Genomic DNA, 19,243 nt, shown 5'->3' on the forward strand with positions numbered 1-19,243 from the left:
AGATGAGCGTTTATCTTCTGCGCCGCCTGATCCAGGCGGCGCTGGTGATGTTGGCCATGTCGGTCATCGTCTTCATCGGCGTCTATGCCATCGGCGACCCGGTCGAGATCCTGATCTCGCCGGATGCGGACCAGATGGAACGCGCGCGCGCGATCGCGGCGCTGGGGCTCGATAAGCCTCTGTGGCAGCAGTATCTCTCCTTCCTCGGCAACGCGCTGCGGGGGGATCTCGGTCGGTCCTTCGTCTTCAACGAGCCGGCGCTGAAGCTGATCGGCCAGCGGGCGCCGGCGACGCTGGAACTGGCCTTCGCGGCCATGTTCCTGGCGATCCTCGTCGGCCTGCCGCTCGGCCTCTATGCCGGGCTGCGGCCGGACGGGGTGGGCGCCAAGGCCATCATGGCGGGCTCCATCCTCGGCTTCTCCCTGCCCACCTTCTGGGTCGGGCTGATGCTCATCATGGTGTTCGCCGTGCAGCTGGGCTGGCTCCCCTCCACGGGGCGCGGTGAAACGGTCGAGATCCTCGGCCTTCGCTGGTCGTTCCTGACCATGGACGGGCTGGCGCATATGGCCATGCCGGCGCTGAACCTGGCGCTGTTCAAGATCAGCCTCGTCATCCGCCTGACCCGTGCGGGCGTGCGCGAGACCATGCTGATGGACTTCGTGAAGTTCGCCCGGGCCAAGGGGCTTTCGCCCCGCCGGGTGATCGGGGTGCATGTGTTCAAGAACATCCTGATCCCCGTTGTGACCGTGACGGGGCTGGAGCTGGGCTCGACCATCGCCTTCTCCGTGGTGACGGAGAGCGTGTTCGCCTGGCCGGGCATGGGCAAGCTGATCATCGACAGCATCAACGTGCTCGACCGGCCCGTGATCGTTGCGTATCTGATGAGCATCGTCCTGATGTTCATCATCATCAACCTGGTCGTGGATCTGCTCTATTCTGTGCTCGATCCCCGCGTGCGGCTGGAGAGCAAGTGATGAGCGCCACCACGGCGGCCCCCGCCCCCATCCCCGCGAAGGCGCCGCGCGTCGAGACGCCGCTGCAGCGCTTCATCTCTGAATTCGCGGAGAGCAACATCGCGCTGGGCGCGCTGATCGTCTTCCTCTGCATCGTGCTGATCGCGGTCTTCGCGCCCTGGATCGCGCCGCAGAACCCCTATGACCTCGCCCAGCTGGACATTATGGACGGGCGGATGGAGCCGGGCACCGTGGGCGGTGCCGGCTTCACCTATTGGCTCGGCACGGATGACCAGGGGCGCGACATGCTCTCGGGCATCATGTACGGGCTGCGGATCAGCCTCGTGGTGGGTGCCGGCTCGGCGATTGTCGCGGCGATCGTCGGCGCTTCCCTCGGCATGCTCGCGGCCTATGCCGGCGGGCGGACCGATACGATCATCATGCGGCTGGTCGATCTCCAGCTCTCCTTCCCGACCATCCTCTCGGCCCTGATGATCCTTGCCTTCCTGGGCAAGGGCATCACCAACGTCGTCATCGCGCTGATCGTGGTGGAATGGGCCTATTACGCCCGCACCGTCCGCGGCACGGCGCTGGTGGAACGGCGGCGAGAGTATATCGAGGCGGCGCAGTGCCTGGCGCTGCCGACGCGTCGGATCATCTTCCGCCACCTGCTGCCGAACTGCATGCCGCCACTGATCGTGGTGGCGACCATCCAGATCGCCCGCGCCATCGCGCTGGAGGCGACCCTGTCCTTTCTCGGCCTCGGCGTGCCGATCACGGAGCCGTCCCTCGGCCTGCTGATCGCCAATGGCTACGAGTACATGCTCTCGGGCAAGTACTGGATTTCCTTCTATCCCGGCATCGCGCTGCTGATCACGATCGTCTCGATCAACCTGGTGGGCGACCATCTGCGCGACGTCCTCAACCCGCGACTGAAGAAGTAACGTGGAACCGAGCATCCCCGCTTCGGCGGCGCCCCCGACCCTGCAGGTGCGCAACCTGCAGACGAGCTTCTTCACCCGCGCCGGCGAGGTGAAGGCCGTCAACGACGTCTCCTTCAATGTCGGCCGCGGCAAGGTGCTGGGGCTGGTGGGAGAGTCCGGTTCCGGCAAGACCGTGACCGGCTTCTCCATCATGCGCCTGGTGGACGAGCCCGGCCGGATCACCGGCGGGCAGATCCTGTTCGGCGGCCAGGACCTGGTGAAGGCGTCCGAGGAAGAGATGCGGCAGATCCGGGGCAACCGGGTCGCCATGATCTTCCAGGACCCGATGATGACGCTGAACCCGGTCCTGCGCATCGACACGCAGATGATCGAGACGATGCAGGCGCATCGTAAGATCAGCCATGAGGCGGCCCGCCAGCGCGCCCGCGACACGCTGGGCATGGTGGGCATCCCCTCCCCCGACGAGCGGCTGAAGGCCTATCCGCACCAGTTCTCCGGCGGCATGCGGCAGCGCGTGGCGATCGCCATCGCGCTGCTGCACGAGCCGGACCTGATCGTGGCGGACGAGCCGACCACCGCGCTGGACGTGACCATCCAGGGCCAGATCCTGGCCGAGGTGCAGAAGCTGGCGGCGACCACCGGCACCTCGATCATCTGGATCACGCATGACCTCTCGGTCGTCGCGGGCCTCGCGGACGACATCGCGGTCATGTATGCGGGCCGCATCGCCGAATACGGGTCGGTTGCGGATGTGCTGGATCATCCGCTTCATCCCTATACCAATGGGCTGCTGGGCTCGGTGCCCAGCCGCAACAAGCGGGGCGAGCCGCTGCGGCAGATTCCGGGCATGACGCCCTCCCTGCTCAGCCTGCCTCCGGGCTGCCCGTTCCAGAACCGTTGCCCCCGGGCGGCGGATGTATGCCGCCAGGACCCGCCCATGGCCGAGATCCTGCCCGCCCATGAGGCGCGCTGCTTCCGGCCCCATCTCGAGGAAGCGGGAGTGGCCGCATGAGCGAGACGATGCAGGCTGCCCCGGCCCCGGTGCGGGCCGAGGGCGAGAAGATGATCGAGGTGGTGGGGGTGTCCCGCCGCTTCGCCAAGCGGCTGGACTTCGCCGGCAAGATCCTCGCCAAGCTCGGGGCCCCCATCCGCGAGGAGGTGGTGCATGCCGTGGACAAGGTGGATCTGACCATCCGCAAGGGCGAGGTGGTCGGGTTGGTGGGCGAATCCGGCTGCGGCAAGTCCACGCTGGGCCGCATGGTGGCGGGGATCCTGCCGCCTTCCGATGGCACCATCCTGTGGAAGGGCAAGGACCGCACGGGGCTGGGCGGCAAGGATGCGCGGGCGGCGATGCTGCAGGCGCAGATGATCTTCCAGGACCCCATGTCCTCGTTGAATCCGCGGCTGAAGGTGGCGGAGATCATCGGCGAGGCGCCGCTGGTGCATGGGCTGACCACGCGCTCCGAATTCGGGCGCTATGTGGATGAGCAGATGCGCCGCGCCGGGCTCGATCCGGTGTTCAAGGCGCGCTACCCGCACCAGTTCTCGGGCGGGCAGCGGCAGCGCATCGGCATTGCCCGCGCGCTGGCGGTGCAGCCGGAATTCCTGGTCTGCGACGAATCCGTGGCGGCGCTGGACGTCTCGATCCAGGCACAGATCCTGAACCTCTTCATGAAGCTCCGGCAGGAGCTGGATCTCACCTACCTCTTCATCTCCCATGACCTGGGCGTGGTGGAGCATCTCAGCGACCGGGTCGTGATCATGTATCTCGGCCGGGTGGTGGAGGAGGCGCCGACGGAGGTGGTCTTCTCACGCGCGAACCACCCCTACACCCAGTCTCTCCTCGCGGCGGTGCCGCGGATCGAGGCGCGGAAGAAGGCCTTCGCGACGGTGAAGGGGGAGATCCCCTCCCCGCTCAACCCGCCCTCGGGTTGCCACTTCCATCCGCGCTGCCCGCACGCCTTCGACCGTTGCCGCGCCGAGGTGCCGGCGCTGAAGGAGGTGGCGCCGGGGCATAAGAGCCGCTGCCACCTGAACGACCTGCCGAACCATGGCGGGATGCCCGTGTGATGCGGGCCGCGCTGGTGGTGCTCGCGCTGCTCGGCCTCGCGGCCTGCGAGCAGCGTGACGGGGCCCGGGGCCCCTATGTCGGGGCAGGTGGCGGGGTGAACGTCCTGCGCTAGGCTGCGCGCGCGAATCCCATCCCCGGCCCCTCGGCCGGGGATGGCCGCGACGCAGAGGAAGCATCCGTGACCCGTTTTGCCTTCGACCATGTCCATCTCCGTAGCCCCGATCCGGATGTGACGGGGCAGTGGTTCGAGGATCATCTGGAGGCGAAGCGGGTCCGCCGGGTGGAGGGCCCGAACAGCCTTCGCGTCATCCTCGATCTCGGCGGGCTGAACCTGTTCATCGACCGCGTGCCGGCGGGCACCCCTTCCGTGCCGCCCGCGCCCTTCCTCGGCATCGAGCACCTGGCCCTGGCGGTGAAGGGCATCGACGCCCTGGTCGAGGAGCTGCGCGGCAAGGACGTTCGGATCGTGATGGAGCCGAACAACCCCAATCCCACCACGCGCATCGCCTTCATCGAAGGCCCGGAGAATGTGCGGGTGGAGTTGCTGGAGCGTAGCGCGGCCTAGGGCCGCTTCCAGAAGAAGACGGTATCCGCCAGCTTGCCCCCGGCTTCCATCGCGTAGCCGGGGATCGTGCCGGCCTCGTTCCAGCCGAGCCGGCGGTAGAGGCGCTCGCCATCGTCCCCCGCCCGCGTGTCGAGCACGAGGAGGCTGCGGCCGATGCCGCGGGCGGCCTGTTCGGCGCGGAGCATGAGGGCGCGGCCGATGCCGCGGCGGCGGAAGGCTGGGTCCACCAGCAGTTTCGAGACCTCCGCCCGGTGGGCGGCATTGGGCTGGGCGGCGAGGGCGAGATGGACCGTGCCGGCGAGCTGGCCGTCGCACCAAGCGGCCAGCAGCACCATTCTCCCGGTCGCCACGTCGGCGGAAACGCCGCGCCAGTAGGCGCGCGCCACCTCGGGCGAGAGTGGCGGCAGGTAGGAGACCGAGGCGCCGACATTCACGCACGCGACCATGATCTCGGCGAGGCGCCGCTCGGCGCTGGCGGCCGCCGCGGCGTCCAGCGCCTCCACCACCACGCCCGTGGCGGGCTTGGCGTAGCGGAATTCGAGTGACTTCGAGATGTCGTCGAGGATGCGGATGGAGCCGGCGCGCACATAGCCGCGCTTCTCGTAGAAGCGGTGAGCGGCCTCGAACCGCGTGTCGGTCCAGAGGATCATGCGCTGGGCGCCATGCTCCACCGCATGGCGCTCGGCTCCGTCGAGCAGGGCATGGGCCAGGCCGGTGCCACGGGCAGCCTTCGCGACGTACATGCGGCCGATTTCCCAGGCCTCGTCATCGTCGCGCAGCGGGCGCGTGGCGACCATGCCGACGATCTCGCCGCCCTGCTCGGCCGCCCAGAGGGCGCCGCCGACCTTCTCGAAATGCGTGGCCAGGGCGCGCAGCTCCGGCACCTCCGCATCCACGTCGAGAACGCAATTGGGATACTCGGCCCAGGCGTCGCCGATCAGCCGGATGAAGCCTTCCGCATCGGCGTCGCGGCCGGGGCGGATGGCGATGCTCATTTCAGACCCCGGCAGAAGTCCTGGATGCGGGCGCAGGCCTCGCGCAGGGTCTCGGTATCCGTCGCGTAGGACAGGCGGATATAGGGGCTCATGGAATAGGCGGCGCCGGAGACGGTGGCGACGTGGTTCTCCTCCAGCAGCGCCATGGCCACGTCTTCGTCCGTTTCCAGCCGGCGGCCGCCCGCGGTCGTCTTGCCGAGGCAGCCGGCGACGCTGGGATAGACGTAGAAGGCGCCCTCGGGCTTGTGGCACTGCAGGCCGGGGGCCTGGTTCAGCATCTCCACCACGATGTCCCGGCGTTCGCGGTAGATGCGCCGGCGCTCCTCCACCAGCTCCTGCGGGCCATCAAGGGCGGCGATGGTGGCGGCCTGGGCGACAGTGGCGATGCCATTGGTCGTCTGGCTCTGCATGTTGGTCATCGCCTTGACCAGGGCGCGGGGGCCGCCGCCGAAGCCGACGCGCCAGCCCGTCATCGCATAGGTCTTGGAGGCGCCCGAGACGGTGAGGGTGCGGTCGCGCAGCCCGGGCTCCACCGCCGCGATGCTGTGGAAGCCCGTGTCCACATAGCTGATATGCTCGTACATCTCGTCCGAGAGCACCCAGACATGGGGGTGGCGCATCAGCACCGCGGCGAGCGCCGCCACCTCGTCGCGCGTGAGCGCGGCGCCGGAGGGGTTGTTGGGGAAGTTCAGCGTCACCCACTTCGTCCGGGGGGTGATGGCCGCGTCCAGGTCCTCGGGGCGCAGCTTGAAGCCGTTGTTCTGCGGGCAGGGCACGAGCACGGGCACGCCGCCGGCTAGCTTGCCGATATCGGCATAGGCCGACCAGAAGGGCGTGGGAATGACGATCTCGTCGCCCGGATCCACGGTGGCCAGGATGCCGTCGAGGATGATCTGCTTGCCGCCATTGGCGACGATGATCTCGTCCAGCGCGTAGTCGAGCCCGTTCTCGCGCCGGAACTTGCGCTGCACGGCGGCCTTCAGCTCGGGCCAGCCGTCATTGGGGGGATACTTGGTCTTGCCGGCGAGGGCAGCCTGGTGGGCGGCCTCGATCGCATGGGGCGGGGTAGCGAAATCGGGCTCGCCGACGGTCAGGCTGATGACCTTGTGGCCGGCCTCCCGCAGTTCCCGCGCGCGGATGGACATGCGGGTGGAGCCGGAGATGACGATCTCCTGCAGCCTCTGGGCCAGGGCGGGCATTCGGCGGATTCCAGTGGTGAGGAAAGAAAGGAGGGCGGAAACTAGGCCCCTGGCGCCACCTCGCCAACCCCGGCGCCTTGCGCAACGCTCGTTCCCGCATGCTCGAAATGCAGGTCGAACTCGGACTCGCCGGTCAGGCGGAAGCCCGCGCGTTCATAGAAGCGGGTGGCGGGGCTCTGCCTCAGCACCTCGATCCGGGTGGGAAGCTGCGGGCGCTCGGCCAGGATGGCGTCGAGCACCATGCGGCCAAGGCCGCGTCCCTGGGCCCGGGGTTCGAGATAGAAGGAGTGGATCTCCCGGTGGCCCGGACGGTCCAGCACGGCCACGCAGCCGGCCATGCGGCCCTCTGTCTCGATCAGGCGGAAGGCGGCCGGATCGAACCCCGCCCGCATCCGGGCACGGCGCCGCGCGGGGTCGAAGCGCCCCAGCCGCTCCAGATGCGCGCGCATGACGCGCATCGAGAGGTCGAGCAGGGTCTCGAAATCCCCTTCCGCCGCGGGACGGAAGGCGAAGGTCAGTGCAGGCCCTGGCAGAAGCGCTGGATACGCGTGCAGGCCTCCTTCAGCGACTCATCGGACGCCGCGTAGGAGATGCGCATGTAGCCCGGGAAGAGAAAGGCGGAGCCGTGCACGGTGGCCACGCCCTCTTCCTCCAGTAGGGCGAGGACGAAATCCTCGTCCGTGTTCAGCAGCTTGCCACCCTTGGTGGTCTTGCCGAGGCAGCCCGTGACGGAGGGGAAGACGTAGAAGGCGCCTTCCGGCGTGTTGCAGTGGATGCCCGGCGCCTGGTTCAGCATGGAGACAACGAGGTCGCGCCGGCGCTCGAAGGCCTGGCGCATGCTCTCCACGTCGTCCTGCGGACCGTTCAGCGCCTCGACGGCGGCGGCCTGGGAGATGGAGGAGGTGTTGGAGGTGGACTGGCTCTGCAGCTTGTCCATCGCCTTGGTCAGCGCCACGGGGGCGCCGGCGAAGCCGATGCGCCAGCCGGTCATGGCATACGCCTTGGAGCAGCCGTTCATCGTGACCGTGCGGTCGCGCAGCTTCGGCTCCACCTCGACGATGGTGGCGAACTTGAAGCCGTCATAGACGAGCTTCTCATAGATGTCGTCGGTGAAGATCCAGACATGCGGGTGGCGCAGCAGCACGTCGGTCAGCGCCTTCAGCTCCTCCGCCGTATAGGCGGCGCCCGTGGGGTTGCACGGGTTGTTGAGCATCAGCCACTTGGTCTTGGGCGTGATGGCGGCCTCGAGCTGTTCGGCCGTGATCTTGAAGCCCTGGTTCGGGCCGGCCGGGATGGTCACCGGCGTGCCGTCGGCCAGGGAGACGATGTCGGGGTAGGAAACCCAGCAGGGGGCGGGGATGATGACCTCGTCACCCTTGTCCAGGGTGGCGACCATCGCGTTGAAGATCACCTGCTTGCCGCCGGTGGAGACGATGATCTCCTCCGGCTTGTAGTCCAGGTGGTTGTCGCGCGCGAACTTGGCGGCGGCGGCCTTGCGCAGCGCGGGCGTGCCGGCGACGTCGGTGTAGAGGGTCTGCCCCTCCTGGATCGCCTTGATCGCGGCGTCCTTGATGTTGCGCGGGGTGGGAAAGTCCGGCTCGCCGGCGGAGAGGCTGATGATGTCCCGCCCCGCCGCCTTCATCTCACGCGCCTTGGTGGAGATGGCGATGGTCTGGGAGGGAGAGATCTTGTTCAGGCGCTCGGCGGTGAGGGACATCGTTCCAGGACTTCGTGGTTAAAGGCGGCGGGACCCTAGCCCCGCTCGGCGCGCGGCGGAACCGCCGGAATGCGCATTTCAGGCCCGCCGGCGCAACAAGAGGCCCACCGCAGCCAGCGTGAGGGCCGCGGCGCCGAGCATGAGGGTGGCCAGGGCGTTCACCTCCGGCGTCATGCCCAGGCGCAGCATGGAGAAGAGCGCCACCGGCAGGGTGGTGCCCGCCGGGCCGGAGGTGAAGGAAGCCAGGACCACGTCGTCCAGCGACAGGGTAAAGGCGAGGAGCCAGCCGGCGACCAGGGAGGGCGCCATCAGGGGCAGGGTGATGGTGAGGAAGGCCGTGGCCGGGGTGGCCCCGAGATCGAGGGCGGCCTCCTCCAGATCCCGGTCGCGGGACGCCAGGCGGGACTGGACGACCACGGCCACATAGGCGCTGCCGAGGGTGGCATGGGCCAGCAGCACCGTCAGCGCGCCGCGCCCGGCGGGCCAGCCGAAGGCGGATTCGAGGGCGACGAAGAACAGGAGGAGGGAGAGGCCGGTCACCACCTCCGGCAGGACGAGGGGGGCGCCGGCCAGGGCGCCGAGCACGGCGCGGCCGGCGAAGGGCCCATGCCGGGCCAGCACCCAGCCCGTGGCGCCGCCGAGCAGCACGGCAAGGCTGGCCGCGCCGGCGGCGACGCGGAGCGAGAGCCAGGCGGCTTCCAGCAGCCGGTCGTTGGCGGCCAGGGCCAGGAACCAGCGCAGGGAGAATCCCCCCCAGCGGAAGGGCACGGAATCGCCGGAGAAGGCATAGGCGACGAGCAGCGCCACGGGCAGCCAGAGGAAGGCGAGGCCGGCCCAGAGGGCGGCGCGGACCCAGCGGGGCATCACGGATCCTGCCCCAGGCGCTGGAAGAGGATGATGGGCAGGATCAGCAGGGCCAGCAGCGCCACGGCCAGGGCCGCGGCCACGGGCCAGTCGCGGTTCTGGAAGAACTCCTGGAAGAGCACGCGGCCGACCAGCGTGGCATCGGGCGGGCCGAGCAGCTCGGGGATGACATATTCTCCGGCCGCCGGGATGAAGACGAGGAGGAAGGCCGCCGCGAGGGAGGGCAGGAGCTGTGGCAGGGTGACGGTGAGGAAGGCCCGGCCCGGCGTGGCGCCGAGATCGGCGGCGGCCTGCTCCAGCACGGGGTCCAGCCGGGTGGCGGCCGCGAAGACCGGCAGGACCGCGAAGGGAAGATAGGCGTGGACCATGCCAAGGAGCATGGCGCCGTCGGAGTAGAGGAGTGGGAGGGGATGGTCGGTCAGGCCCAGGCCGCGGAGGAGGGTGTTGATCCAGCCCTCGTCGCGCAGCAGGCCGATCCAGGCGCCGATGCGGATGAGGAAGCCGGTCCAGAAAGGCAGCAGGACGGCGCCCAGCAGGGCCTCCCGCCAGCGGCCCGCGCGGGCGATGGCGATGCCCATGGGGGCGGCGAGCAGCAGGCAGAGAAGCGCCGTGCCGCCGGCCGTCACCAGGGACTGGGCCAGGGCGTCCCGGTAATGCGGGTCCTCGGTCAGGAGGCGCAGGTTCTCGGGGTTGATCCCCTCCCCCGCCCAGGGCGGCGCGTAGGGGGGCACGCCTTCGGCCTGCCAGGACAGGGCCATGATGCCGACCAGGACCAGCGGCGCCGCGACGAGCAGCGCGAGCCAGAGGCCGGGGAGGAGGCGGAGCGCGATCCTCATCCCTGCGCAACGGCACGACCGAGTCCGCGTCCCAGCTCACGCGCACGGCGCTGCCGCGCGGCGGCGGGGCACCGTCCTCCTCGGCATGGGAGACGCGGAGGAGGGCGCCGCCGGCAAGCCGGACGAGGATGAGGCTGCTCTCCCCGCGGAAGGCGGCTTCCTCCACCGTGCCGGCCGCGGTGTTGTCGCCGAGCGCGGGGCCGATGCGGATGCGCTCGGGCCGGAGGGCGACGGCGATGACGCCCGGCGGCAGGGCGGCCGCGGCGCGCAGGGTGCAACCGGCATCCGGGCTTTCGAGCGCGCCATCCCCGGTGCGCGTGCCGGTGAGCACATTGGCCGCGCCCAGGAACTCCGCGACGAAGCGCGTGGCGGGGCGGTCATAGATCTCACGCGGCGGGGCCACCTGGATGAGGCGGCCGCGATCCATCACGGCGATGCGGTCGGCCAGGGCGAGGGCCTCGGCCTGGTCATGCGTGACCATGACGAAGGCGGCACCGCTCTCGCGCTGGATGGCCCGCAGCTCGAAGCCCGTGCGCTCCCGCAGGTTCGCATCGAGCGCGCCGAGGGGTTCGTCCAGCAGCAGGAGGCGGGGGCGCTTCACCAGGGCGCGGGCCAGGGCCACGCGCTGGCGCTGGCCGCCGGAGAGGGCATGGGGGCGGCGGGATTCCATCCCTTCGAGCCGCAGCATGGCGACGGCCTGCTCCACGCGGGCCGCGATCTCGGCGCGCGGCCGGCCCTCGCGCTTCAGCCCATAGGCGATGTTGGCCGAGACGGTCATGTGCGGGAACAGCGCGTAGGACTGGAACATCATGTTCACCGGGCGGCGGTGGGGCGGAACGCCCAGCAGGTCCGAGCCGTCCAGCGTCACCGTGCCGGAATCGGGTGCCTCGAAGCCGGCGACCACGCGCAGCAGCGTGGACTTGCCGGAGCCCGAGCCGCCGAGCAGGGCGAGGAACTCGCCGGCGGCCACGTCGAGCGAGACGCTGTCGAGCGCCGCCACGCTGCCGAAGCGGCGGGTGACGCCGCGCAGGGAGAGGCGTGCCGGGGCCACCGCCCCTGCGACATCGCGCGTCAACGGCCGGCCTTGAAGCGGGACCAGGAGCGGCCGCGGGCGCGTTCGGCCGCGGGGCCTGGGGCGGCGACGGTGAAGCTGCGCGCGATGGCCTCGGCCGGAGGGTAGATGTTCGGGTCCGCCGCCACTTCGGGCCGCAGATGCGGGCGAGAGGCCGGAACGGCGTTGGGGTAGCGCACCTGATTGGTTACGCCCGCCATCACCTCGGGCCGCAGCATGTAGTCGATGAAGCGCTGCGCGGCCTCGGGGTTCGGGGCATCGGCGGGGATGGCCAGCATGTCGAACCAGAGCTGCGCGCCCTGGCGCGGCTGGGCGTAGGTGATGCCGCCCTCCGGCGCGCGGGCCTGGGCCTGCACCACGTCGCCGGAATAGGTGAGGACGGCGCAGTACTCCCCCTGGGCCAGCGCATCGGTGATGGCGGCGGAGGAGATGATGGCGCGCACATGCGGGCGGATGGCCAGCAGCGCCGTCTCCGCCGCGCGCAGATCCGCCGCATCCGCGCTGTTCGGGTCCTTGCCCAGCCAGCGCAGGACGGAGGGAATGACGTCGATGCCGCTGTCCATGATGGCGATGCCGCAGCGGGCGATGCGCCGCGCGTTCTCGGGCTTCAGGATGAGGTCGAGGCTGTCCAGCGGCGCGTCGGGCGCGAGGGCGGCGATACGGTCGGCCCGGAGGCCGAGGCCGATGGTGCCCCAGAGATAGATAGCGCCGTGGCGGTTGCCAGGGTCGCTGCTGGCGACCTGGGCCAGGAGGGCGGAATCCTGGTTGCCCCAGTTGGGGATGCGCGCGCGGTCCAGCGGGCGAAGGGCGCCGGCGCGGACGAGGCGGGCGAAGCTCGGCTCGTTGGTCGGGACGATCACGTCATAGCCCGAGCGCCCGGCCGAGAGCTTTCCCTCCAGCGTCTCCAGGCTGTCGAACACGTCGTAGCGGATGCGGATACCCGTCTCGCGCTGGAAGCCCTCGATCGCCTTGGGGTCGATGTAGTCGGTCCAGTTGTAGACGTTCAGGACCGGCTCCTGGGCGACGGTGGCGCCTGCGAGCAGGGGGAGCAGCAGCAAGGCGCGCAGCAACGGGCGGAGGGTCGGCATGCTGTCTCCCGGAGGGGCTGGGGGGCGCAAGGTTATGGCGAAGCGGGCCGGGCGCAAGCTGGGTTTCTTTTCTGGCGGAACCTAGGAAGTATTTCTTGACATGAGGTAGGACGTCCTGTATCTCCCCTCCTGCCAACGGGACATCTGCGCCCGCAAAGTTCCCCATCCGTTCCGAACGCCCCGCCCGGCCCTGCCGGCGCGGGGCTTTTCGCGTCCGCCCCGCAGGAGCCATTCCCGCATGCCCTACGTCGCCAGCAACCTGATCCCGCTCGTCGCGGCGGACAGCTTCACCCTCTGGCTCTACAAGACGACGGACACGCGGGCGGCGGTGCTCTCGTCCGGATATTTCGGCGCCGCCGCCAACCGGCTCCTTCCCGGCCACATGATCGTGCTGCAGGCGGCGGATGCGTCCGCCATCCTGCCGGTGCGCGGCAATGCCGAGGTGGGCAACGGGTTGGTCGTGGACGCCAGCTCCTCCCCGCTGCGCCTGACGGCCGCGGGCTCGCTCGATCTCGGTGCCGATCTCTCCGTGACGGCGGTGGCGCGTTGCGTCAGCCTGGCCGCGATGCCCAGCGGCGTGAACGAGGGCGAGACCTTCACCGTGCAGGCCACGGCCTCCGGCGCGAGCACGATGCTGAAGTTCAGCGTCCTCGACGCCACCGGCGCCGTGGTGCTGGGGCCGACCAGCGCGGCCGTCACCGCCGGCATGGCGAGCGCGACCTTCCCCTCCCCGTCACCCGGCACGGGCTACCGGCTGAAGGTGGAAGATGCGGCGGACCCGCTGGTCATGCAGCTCTCGCCCTCCTTCGTGGTGCTCTCCGCCTTCGCGCTGCTGATGGAGAGCGGGCTCAGCCTGCTCTCCGAATCCGGCAACCGGCTCGTGATGTAGCCGCCCCCTTCTCCGTCCCTCCCCGCCCCCCTCTCGCCCCTACCGGAGCCGCTCCCCCATGGCCGATGCCAAGATCAGCGATCTTCCCCCCGCCAGCACCTTCTCCGACACCGATTGCGCCCCCTTCGTGCAGGGCATCGGCGCGGCGGCCGAGACCCGGCGCGCCACCTTCGGCCAGCTCCGCAGCACGCTGATGGCGGACCGGCCGCTGCATGTCCGCGACTATGGCGCGACCGGCAACGGAACGACCGATGACACCGCCGCCTTCCAGGCCGCGCTCAACGCGGCCGCCGCCGCCGGTGGCGGCGTGGTGCTCGTCGGGCCGCGCCGCTACCTGATCGACAGCGCCGATCTCGTCATCCCCGCCAATGTCACCTTGCAGGGCGGCAGCGATCCGGGCGGGTGGCGCGTGAACAACGACTACAGCGCGCTGCCATACTGCCTGCTGCTGAACCCGGCGCGCACCATCCGGCTGCGCCGCAACGCGGCGCTGGAGCAGGTGGCCATCCTGCGGAAGGGCTTCACCGCGCCCACGACGCTGCGCGAGGGGCTGGACGCGGTGTATGCCTTCGCGGGCACCGCCGTCTCGATCGGTGACGGCACGACGGGCAGCAGCAGCACCAACGCCACCGATGCCTCCGTGCGCGCGCTTCTCATCATCGGCTTCAACTGGGGCATCTACAGCAACGGCGCGAGCCGCACGCGCATCCGCGACGTGATCGGCGACTGCACGAACGGCCTCTATCTCGGCAAGTCCTACGACATCGCCCATAACGAACGCATCAACTGGCATCCGCTGGCCACCACGGGCCGCAACTTCACCAACACCACCTACTCCGTCAACGGCTGCGCCAATAACGGCTCTGGCCTCGTGCGGCTCACCACCAGCGTGGCGCATGAGCTGCGGGCGGGCGATGTGGTGGTGGTCAGCGGCGTCGGCGGCGTGCCGGGCGCGAACAGCCGCTTCACGATCGCGGCGACGCCCAGCAGCACCACGCTGGACCTGGCGGGCAGCACCTTCTCCGGCACCTATACCAGCGGCGGCTCGGTCAATCCGGCGCTGAACCACCGGCGCGGCAAGGCCTTCCACATCTTCGACGCCGATATGCCGAACTTCGTCAACTGCTTCGAGTTCGGCCACGACATCGGCTGGCATCTCGACGACCTGACCCATTCCGCCCAGATCGTGAACTGCGGGGTGGACGGCATCGTGATCGACCCCGGCACCATCGGCGTGCAGATGAACGGGCTGGCCAACCGCAACAAGTGGTATGGCGGCTTCTGGTCCAGCAAGGGTCGCGCGCTGGTGGTGGACGTGCAGGCCGCCGACCAGAACACCATCGCCGGCGTCATGCTGCCCTCCGGCTCCGGCCGCTCGGTGGAGCTGCTGGATGGCGGGCTCGTGCTGATGGGCTGCGACATCTATGGCACGGTCTATGTCTACGACAATGCCGACAGCCTGCAGATCGTGGGTTGCGACCTGAAGGGCACGAGCTTCACCGGGCAGAGCCCGGCGGCAATGCAGAAGATGCAGATCTCCGGCAGCCGGATGATCAACGCACCCGGCATCGCCCGCAGCATCGGCGGCCAGGCGGAGCTGGCCGCCATCTCCTCCAGCGGCGCGATCGAGACCCGCCTCTCGGCCCGCAGCGACGGCGTGGTGGCGCTGCACCGCCGCAGCGCGAGCGCCGGGGCGATGCTGCGGCTGCACGGCAACAGCGACACGGCGGCCGCCTCGGTCAGCGTGGTCGGGACCGACGTGTACCTGGCCGGCGATCCCTCGACGAACCCGAACCCGGTCTTCGGCTTCGGCAACACCGGCATGACCCAGGCTCTGACCCTGCGCCTGCGCCGCCTTTCCGCCACCCCGGCGGCCAATGACCGCCTCTTCTCGCTGGAGGGCACGGGCTACAACAGCGGCGGCTCCGAGGTGACCTATGGCCGCATCGCGACGGTGGCCGAGACGGTCACCGCTGGGTCGGAGTCCGGCGCGGTGATCGTCGAGACGCGCTCCGGCGGCGCCGTTGCCGAACGGCTGCGCATCGCCTCCAGCGGCGCCGTGACCCTGACCGGGCCGCTCACCCTGCCGGCGGATCCCTCCGGCGCCATGCAGGCGGCGACGCGCAATTACGTGGACAACAGCTATGTCCAGCGCGCCATGCCCATGGCGGTCACGTCTTCGGCCACGGCGCTGAGCTTCGGCGCCCACAATGCCCGGATGGTGGTGGCCAATCCGGGCACCACCCTGTCGCTGGACTGGGCGGCGGCGGGCAATGGCTTCGCCTGCATGGTGGTCAACCGCACGGGAGCGGACCTGCCCGTCTCGCTCAGCGGCTTCTCGGCGGGCATCGTGAACCCTGATGGCTTCACAAGGATCCGGGCTGGCGGCGTTGCCAGCCTGCTGGTCTTCTCGCCGGACGGGGGTACGACCAAGCTTTGCCAGCTGACGGGCGGAGGAGCGCCCTGATGATTGGAAGCACGCCTGTCCTGCATGCTCTCGGCAGCGGGCCGATACGGCTGGTCGTGGTGGGCGCCCTCGCGTCCTCGGTCGGCTTCTCCCGCGGCTCCACCGGCCAGGCGACGACGGCGGGTGGCAACTGGCAGAGTCACGCCCCGGACGTGCCGCGCTTCAACGGCGCGGCCCGCCGGCTGATGGTGGAGGGCCAGCGCACGAACGGCGTGCGCAACCCTCATTTCCTCGGCGCCGTGGCCGGAGACAATACGGCGGGCAACCCGGGCACGCCACCGGCCAACATGTCGATGACCCCCGGCGGAGGCCTGCGGGTCGTCGGCCTGGGGACGGAGGACGGCGCGGGCTATGTCGACCTGCGCGTGGTCGGGAGCATCGCCGGGGCGGGTTCCTGGTTCTTCAACTTCGACGCGGCCGGCGGCATCGCCGCGGCCGCGGGCGAGGTGAGGACGGTCTCCTGCGAGATCCGTGCCCTGTCGGGCTCCTATCCGGCCGGGCAGATTCGTCTCCAGGCTGGCTATCCCGGCAGCACGGATCAGCAGGGGCCCGATATCCGGGCCGCCATCGGGGCCGCACCGGTCCGGTATTCCTTCGCCTCCGCTGCGGGCGCGGGAACGAGCAGCATCGTGCCGGCGCTGCGCTTCGTGGTGGGTTCGACCCCCGTGGACATCACGCTTCGCCTGCGCTTCCCGCAATGCGAGGCAGGGGCCTTCATGTCGAGCCCGATCCTGCCCGCAACCGGCGCGCAAGGCGCGGCCACCCGCGCGGCGGATCTCGGGGTCTTCGGGCTTCCGGCGGCGCACCAGCAGCGCGGGGCGCTGGTGGGCAGCTTCATGCTGCCCCAGGCGGCTTCTTCCGCCGCCCACCAGACGCTGTTCGCGCTCGATGACGGCACGCTCAACAACTGCTTCGGCCTGCGCAACAACGCCGGAGGGTTGGCGATCCTGCCCATGCGGGTGGCGAGCGGGGCGGAGACGGTGGGCACCACGGTTGGCACCATCGCGGCCGGCAGCGTCTTCCGGGCCGCCATGGCCTGGGATTCGAGCGGGATCGCCGCCTGCGTGAATGGCGGGGCGGTGCAGACGATCAGCGGGGCCAACCCGGCCGTCACTCGCCTGCTGCTCGGCCAGGGGCGCCTGGACCTCGCGAGCGCGCTCTTCGGCGAGATCTGGTGGCTCGACCTTCATGCCACCCGCCTGCCGGACGCCACCCTGCAGACGCTCACCAACCTCTGATCCCGGCCTTCCGGCCCGGATTGTCCAGCCAGACGGGAGACCCCCATGTCCGACCTGACCGACTACGCGCGCAACATGCTCGCCCGCGCCATCTGCGCCCGCGCACCCGGGCTGCCCACCACCGTCTATGCCGCACTGGGCACGGGTGGCAGCGCGGCAGCCGGGCTGACGGGGGAGCCCGTGGGCCAGGGTTATGCCCGCCAGCGCGTGACCTTCACCGGCTCCGGCGCCCAGCGGAACGCCGAGGCGATCCGGTTCGTCTTCTCGGCCGCGTCCGGCACGATGAGCCATGTCGCCCTCTATGACGCGGCCTCCGGCGGCAACCCGCTTCTTGTCTCGCCGCTCGATGCCCCGGTCGCGATGACCGGGGCGGGCACGGTGACGGTGGCGGCGGGCAGCCTGGTGGTGAACCCGGCCTGAACCCCGCCTGAAGCGGGGGGGGACGGGGACGCCCTCCCCGCCCCCCTATCCCGTTGACAGTTCCATGACATTCGCGGCCGATGGGCTGCGGCGCGCGGCGACATCGATCATCATGGCGCCGCGCGACATCAACGCCCCCCGGTCCTTCGTGCCGGCCGCCGGGTGAGAGACCGGAACTTGGACCTCATCGCCTCTTTCCTCGGCGGACTCGGCCTCTTCCTGGTCGCGGTGCGTGGCCTGGGCACGCAGTTGCAGCAGATGGCGGGACGGCGGCTCCGGGTCGCGGTGGCCCATGCCACGCGCGGAGGCGCCGGCGCGGCGCTGACCGGCGTCACCCTCGGGGCGCTCACCCAGTCCTCCAACGCCGTCACCTTCGTCGCGGCCTCGATGGTGCAGGCCGGGATCCTGCCCCTGGCCCGGGCCCTGCCCGTGGTGGCCTGGTGCAACATGGGCACGGTCGTGCTGGTGCTGGCCGCGGCGCTGGACCTTCGGGTGGCCGCGCTGTGGCTTCTCGGCCTGGCCGGCTGCGGCCTCGCTCTCGGGCCCGATGGGGGAGCGCGCTGGAAAGGCGCGCTGGGGGCCGCCTTCCAGCTCGGCCTGCTCTTCCTCGGCCTCGCCGTGCTGAAATCCGGTGCCGGGCCACTGCGCGATTCGGAGACCGTCCGCTTCGCGATGGAACTGGCCGACCACGCGCTGCTGCCGGCCTTCCTGCTGGGGGTCGGCGTGACGCTCGTCGCGCAATCCTCCTCCACCGTGACCATCCTCGCCATCGCGCTGGCCGAGGTGGAACTGCTCGATGGCGGGCAGGCCGGACTCGCGGTCTGCGGCGCCTCGCTGGGCTCGGGGCTTTCGGTGCTCCTGCTCGCGGGCGGGCTGCATGGCGCGGCGCGGCGGCTGGCGATCTTCCAGGCCCTGTTCAAGGCGCTCGGCGCCGTGCTCCTTGGGCTCCCCTTCCTTCTCTGGCGCCTCGTTCCCTCCCTGCCCGACCCCTGGGAAGGAATGGACCTGCCGCATGGGCTGGGCCTGCTCTTCGTGGCGCTCCAGCTCGTGCCGGCGCTTATCCTCCTCCCCTTCTATTCCTGGCTTCCCGGGCTGCTGGACCGGCTTTCGCCCGCCCGGCCGGAGGAAGCCCTCTCCCGCCCCAAATACCTTTACGACCAGGCGCTGGAGGATGTGCCGACGGCGCTCGACCTCGTCGGGCGGGAACAGGCGCGGCTGCTCGCGCGGCTGCCCCAGCTCCTGGACGGGCTGCGCGAGGACGCGCCGCCGCAGGGCACGCCGCGAGCCACCCTGGCCAGCGCCAGCGCGGAGGTGGAGCGGGCGATTGCGGGCTTCCTGCAGGAGGTTCTGGGCCGCGGCTGCCCGCGGGAGGAGCTGGAGCGGGCCGTGGCGCTGGAAAGCCTGAACGCGCTGCTCGCCAATCTCCGGGAGACAACCGCCGACCTCGCCGCCGCGCTGGAGGCGGTGGCGGCACGCGGGGCCGGGGACCCGATCCACGCCCTCGCCACGCCGTTGCTGGAGGCACTGCACCTCCTCCTGGCGGAGCTGCACGATGCCGCGCGCTCGGCCGACCCGATGGATGTGGAGACGCTTTCGGAACTGGCAGCCGACCGCTCGGCCATGATGGACGCGCTGCGCCGCCGGGTGGCGCGCGCCGGGCTGGACCTGCCCCAGGACGCGCTCGGCCTACTCTTCCGCGTCACCTCGCTCTTCGAGCGCGCGGTCTGGTTGGTGCGGCGCGGCGCGCTGCTGCTGCCCTCCACCTGGGGCGCGCTGAACGCGGCGCGCGGCACGACTGCGGCGGGAGTCGCCCACGCCGGGGCGGCGGATGCGAATTCCCCCCAGGCCGCCCTGCCCTGATCGCCTTCCGCGGAGGTTCGAGCTGCTCGGGAGGGCTCCGCCCTCCACCCGCCAAGAGCCTGAGG

General features: G+C 70.4%; 17 protein-coding genes and 1 pseudogene. 10 read left to right on the plus strand and 8 right to left on the minus strand.

Annotation, left to right across the window (positions count from 1 at the left end; all coding sequences use genetic code 11):
* Window positions 1–2: 2 nt before the first annotated feature.
* The 5 genes from BUB97_RS14305 to BUB97_RS14325 all read left to right on the plus strand — a co-directional run bounded on the left by BUB97_RS14305 (window position 3) and on the right by BUB97_RS14325 (window position 4,533).
* A complete protein-coding gene (locus tag BUB97_RS14305; RefSeq protein WP_073135881.1) occupies window positions 3–974 on the plus strand; it encodes an ABC transporter permease in 972 nt (323 codons plus the stop codon).
* Entirely contained in the window at window positions 974–1,897 is a 924-nt protein-coding gene (locus BUB97_RS14310; RefSeq protein ID WP_073135882.1) for an ABC transporter permease, read from the plus strand. Before BUB97_RS14305 ends, BUB97_RS14310 begins: the two co-directional genes overlap by 1 nt.
* Before the next feature lies 1 nt (window position 1,898).
* Window positions 1,899–2,909 carry an ABC transporter ATP-binding protein gene (locus tag BUB97_RS14315; protein WP_086062200.1) on the plus strand — a complete coding sequence of 337 codons (1,011 nt, stop codon included), beginning with the start codon at window positions 1,899–1,901 and terminating at the stop codon, window positions 2,907–2,909.
* Window positions 2,906–3,967 carry an ABC transporter ATP-binding protein gene (locus BUB97_RS14320; protein WP_175562636.1) on the plus strand — a complete coding sequence of 354 codons (1,062 nt, stop codon included), beginning with the start codon at window positions 2,906–2,908 and terminating at the stop codon, window positions 3,965–3,967. Before BUB97_RS14315 ends, BUB97_RS14320 begins: the two co-directional genes overlap by 4 nt.
* Before the next feature lie 179 nt (window positions 3,968–4,146).
* Window positions 4,147–4,533 (plus strand): VOC family protein, encoded by a 387-nt coding sequence (locus BUB97_RS14325; RefSeq protein WP_073135884.1) that lies wholly within the window; start codon window positions 4,147–4,149, stop codon window positions 4,531–4,533.
* On the opposite strand, the gene BUB97_RS14330 is transcribed toward BUB97_RS14325, so the two are convergent.
* From BUB97_RS14330 to BUB97_RS14370, 8 genes and pseudogenes are all read right to left on the minus strand, one after another.
* Complete coding sequence (locus tag BUB97_RS14330; RefSeq protein WP_073135885.1) at window positions 4,530–5,528, minus strand: GNAT family N-acetyltransferase; 999 nt, start codon at window positions 5,526–5,528, stop codon at window positions 4,530–4,532. The genes BUB97_RS14325 and BUB97_RS14330 overlap by 4 nt on opposite strands.
* Entirely contained in the window at window positions 5,525–6,727 is a 1,203-nt protein-coding gene (locus BUB97_RS14335) for a pyridoxal phosphate-dependent aminotransferase (protein ID WP_073135887.1), read from the minus strand. Before BUB97_RS14335 ends, BUB97_RS14330 begins: the two co-directional genes overlap by 4 nt.
* Window positions 6,728–6,768: 41 nt before the next feature.
* Window positions 6,769–7,176: a GNAT family N-acetyltransferase gene (locus BUB97_RS14340; RefSeq protein ID WP_175562637.1), complete on the minus strand. Its 408-nt coding sequence runs from the start codon at window positions 7,174–7,176 to the stop codon at window positions 6,769–6,771.
* A 65-nt stretch (window positions 7,177–7,241) separates the two neighbouring features.
* A complete protein-coding gene (locus tag BUB97_RS14345) occupies window positions 7,242–8,444 on the minus strand; it encodes a pyridoxal phosphate-dependent aminotransferase (protein WP_073135891.1) in 1,203 nt (400 codons plus the stop codon).
* A gap of 78 nt (window positions 8,445–8,522) precedes the next feature.
* Window positions 8,523–9,308, minus strand: coding sequence for an ABC transporter permease subunit (locus BUB97_RS14350; RefSeq protein ID WP_073136007.1), 786 nt, complete (start codon window positions 9,306–9,308; stop codon window positions 8,523–8,525).
* Entirely contained in the window at window positions 9,308–10,144 is an 837-nt protein-coding gene (locus BUB97_RS14355) for an ABC transporter permease (protein ID WP_073135893.1), read from the minus strand. Before BUB97_RS14355 ends, BUB97_RS14350 begins: the two co-directional genes overlap by 1 nt.
* A 73-nt stretch (window positions 10,145–10,217) precedes the next feature.
* Window positions 10,218–11,195: pseudogene (locus BUB97_RS25505) on the minus strand (ABC transporter ATP-binding protein); the annotation flags it as partial.
* Between the two features lie 20 nt (window positions 11,196–11,215).
* Window positions 11,216–12,304, minus strand: a complete 1,089-nt coding sequence (locus tag BUB97_RS14370; RefSeq protein WP_073135894.1) for an extracellular solute-binding protein — start codon at window positions 12,302–12,304, stop codon at window positions 11,216–11,218.
* 238 nt (window positions 12,305–12,542) lie between these two features.
* Here BUB97_RS14370 and BUB97_RS14375 point away from each other — a divergent pair, with 238 nt between their 5' ends.
* The 5 genes from BUB97_RS14375 to BUB97_RS14395 all read left to right on the plus strand — a co-directional run bounded on the left by BUB97_RS14375 (window position 12,543) and on the right by BUB97_RS14395 (window position 19,178).
* Window positions 12,543–13,193: a hypothetical protein gene (locus BUB97_RS14375; protein WP_073135895.1), complete on the plus strand. Its 651-nt coding sequence runs from the start codon at window positions 12,543–12,545 to the stop codon at window positions 13,191–13,193.
* 58 nt (window positions 13,194–13,251) lie between these two features.
* A complete protein-coding gene (locus tag BUB97_RS14380) occupies window positions 13,252–15,660 on the plus strand; it encodes a glycosyl hydrolase family 28-related protein (RefSeq protein WP_073135897.1) in 2,409 nt (802 codons plus the stop codon).
* Entirely contained in the window at window positions 15,660–16,898 is a 1,239-nt protein-coding gene (locus tag BUB97_RS14385) for a phage head spike fiber domain-containing protein (RefSeq protein WP_073135898.1), read from the plus strand. Before BUB97_RS14380 ends, BUB97_RS14385 begins: the two co-directional genes overlap by 1 nt.
* A gap of 45 nt (window positions 16,899–16,943) precedes the next feature.
* A complete protein-coding gene (locus tag BUB97_RS14390) occupies window positions 16,944–17,318 on the plus strand; it encodes a phage tail fiber protein (protein ID WP_073135900.1) in 375 nt (124 codons plus the stop codon).
* Between the two features lie 177 nt (window positions 17,319–17,495).
* Window positions 17,496–19,178 (plus strand): Na/Pi symporter, encoded by a 1,683-nt coding sequence (locus BUB97_RS14395; protein ID WP_073135901.1) that lies wholly within the window; start codon window positions 17,496–17,498, stop codon window positions 19,176–19,178.
* Window positions 19,179–19,243: the final 65 nt, after the last annotated feature.

This window comes from Muricoccus roseus (assembly GCF_900141905.1).
GTDB classification, from domain to species: domain Bacteria; phylum Pseudomonadota; class Alphaproteobacteria; order Acetobacterales; family Acetobacteraceae; genus Roseomonas; species Roseomonas rosea.

Coding starts and splice junctions, on each gene's coding strand:
- BUB97_RS14305 (WP_073135881.1), top strand. CDS start 3: ATGAGCGTTTATCTTCTGCGCCGCCTGATCCAGGCGGCGCTGGTGATG.
- BUB97_RS14310 (WP_073135882.1), top strand. CDS start 974: ATGAGCGCCACCACGGCGGCCCCCGCCCCCATCCCCGCGAAGGCGCCG.
- BUB97_RS14320 (WP_175562636.1), top strand. CDS start 2,906: ATGAGCGAGACGATGCAGGCTGCCCCGGCCCCGGTGCGGGCCGAGGGC.
- BUB97_RS14330 (WP_073135885.1), bottom strand. CDS start 5,528: ATGAGCATCGCCATCCGCCCCGGCCGCGACGCCGATGCGGAAGGCTTC.
- BUB97_RS14335 (WP_073135887.1), bottom strand. CDS start 6,727: ATGCCCGCCCTGGCCCAGAGGCTGCAGGAGATCGTCATCTCCGGCTCC.
- BUB97_RS14340 (WP_175562637.1), bottom strand. CDS start 7,176: ATGCGCGCGCATCTGGAGCGGCTGGGGCGCTTCGACCCCGCGCGGCGC.
- BUB97_RS14345 (WP_073135891.1), bottom strand. CDS start 8,444: ATGTCCCTCACCGCCGAGCGCCTGAACAAGATCTCTCCCTCCCAGACC.
- BUB97_RS14350 (WP_073136007.1), bottom strand. CDS start 9,308: ATGCCCCGCTGGGTCCGCGCCGCCCTCTGGGCCGGCCTCGCCTTCCTC.
- BUB97_RS14355 (WP_073135893.1), bottom strand. CDS start 10,144: ATGAGGATCGCGCTCCGCCTCCTCCCCGGCCTCTGGCTCGCGCTGCTC.
- BUB97_RS14370 (WP_073135894.1), bottom strand. CDS start 12,304: ATGCCGACCCTCCGCCCGTTGCTGCGCGCCTTGCTGCTGCTCCCCCTG.
- BUB97_RS14375 (WP_073135895.1), top strand. CDS start 12,543: ATGCCCTACGTCGCCAGCAACCTGATCCCGCTCGTCGCGGCGGACAGC.
- BUB97_RS14380 (WP_073135897.1), top strand. CDS start 13,252: ATGGCCGATGCCAAGATCAGCGATCTTCCCCCCGCCAGCACCTTCTCC.
- BUB97_RS14385 (WP_073135898.1), top strand. CDS start 15,660: ATGATTGGAAGCACGCCTGTCCTGCATGCTCTCGGCAGCGGGCCGATA.
- BUB97_RS14390 (WP_073135900.1), top strand. CDS start 16,944: ATGTCCGACCTGACCGACTACGCGCGCAACATGCTCGCCCGCGCCATC.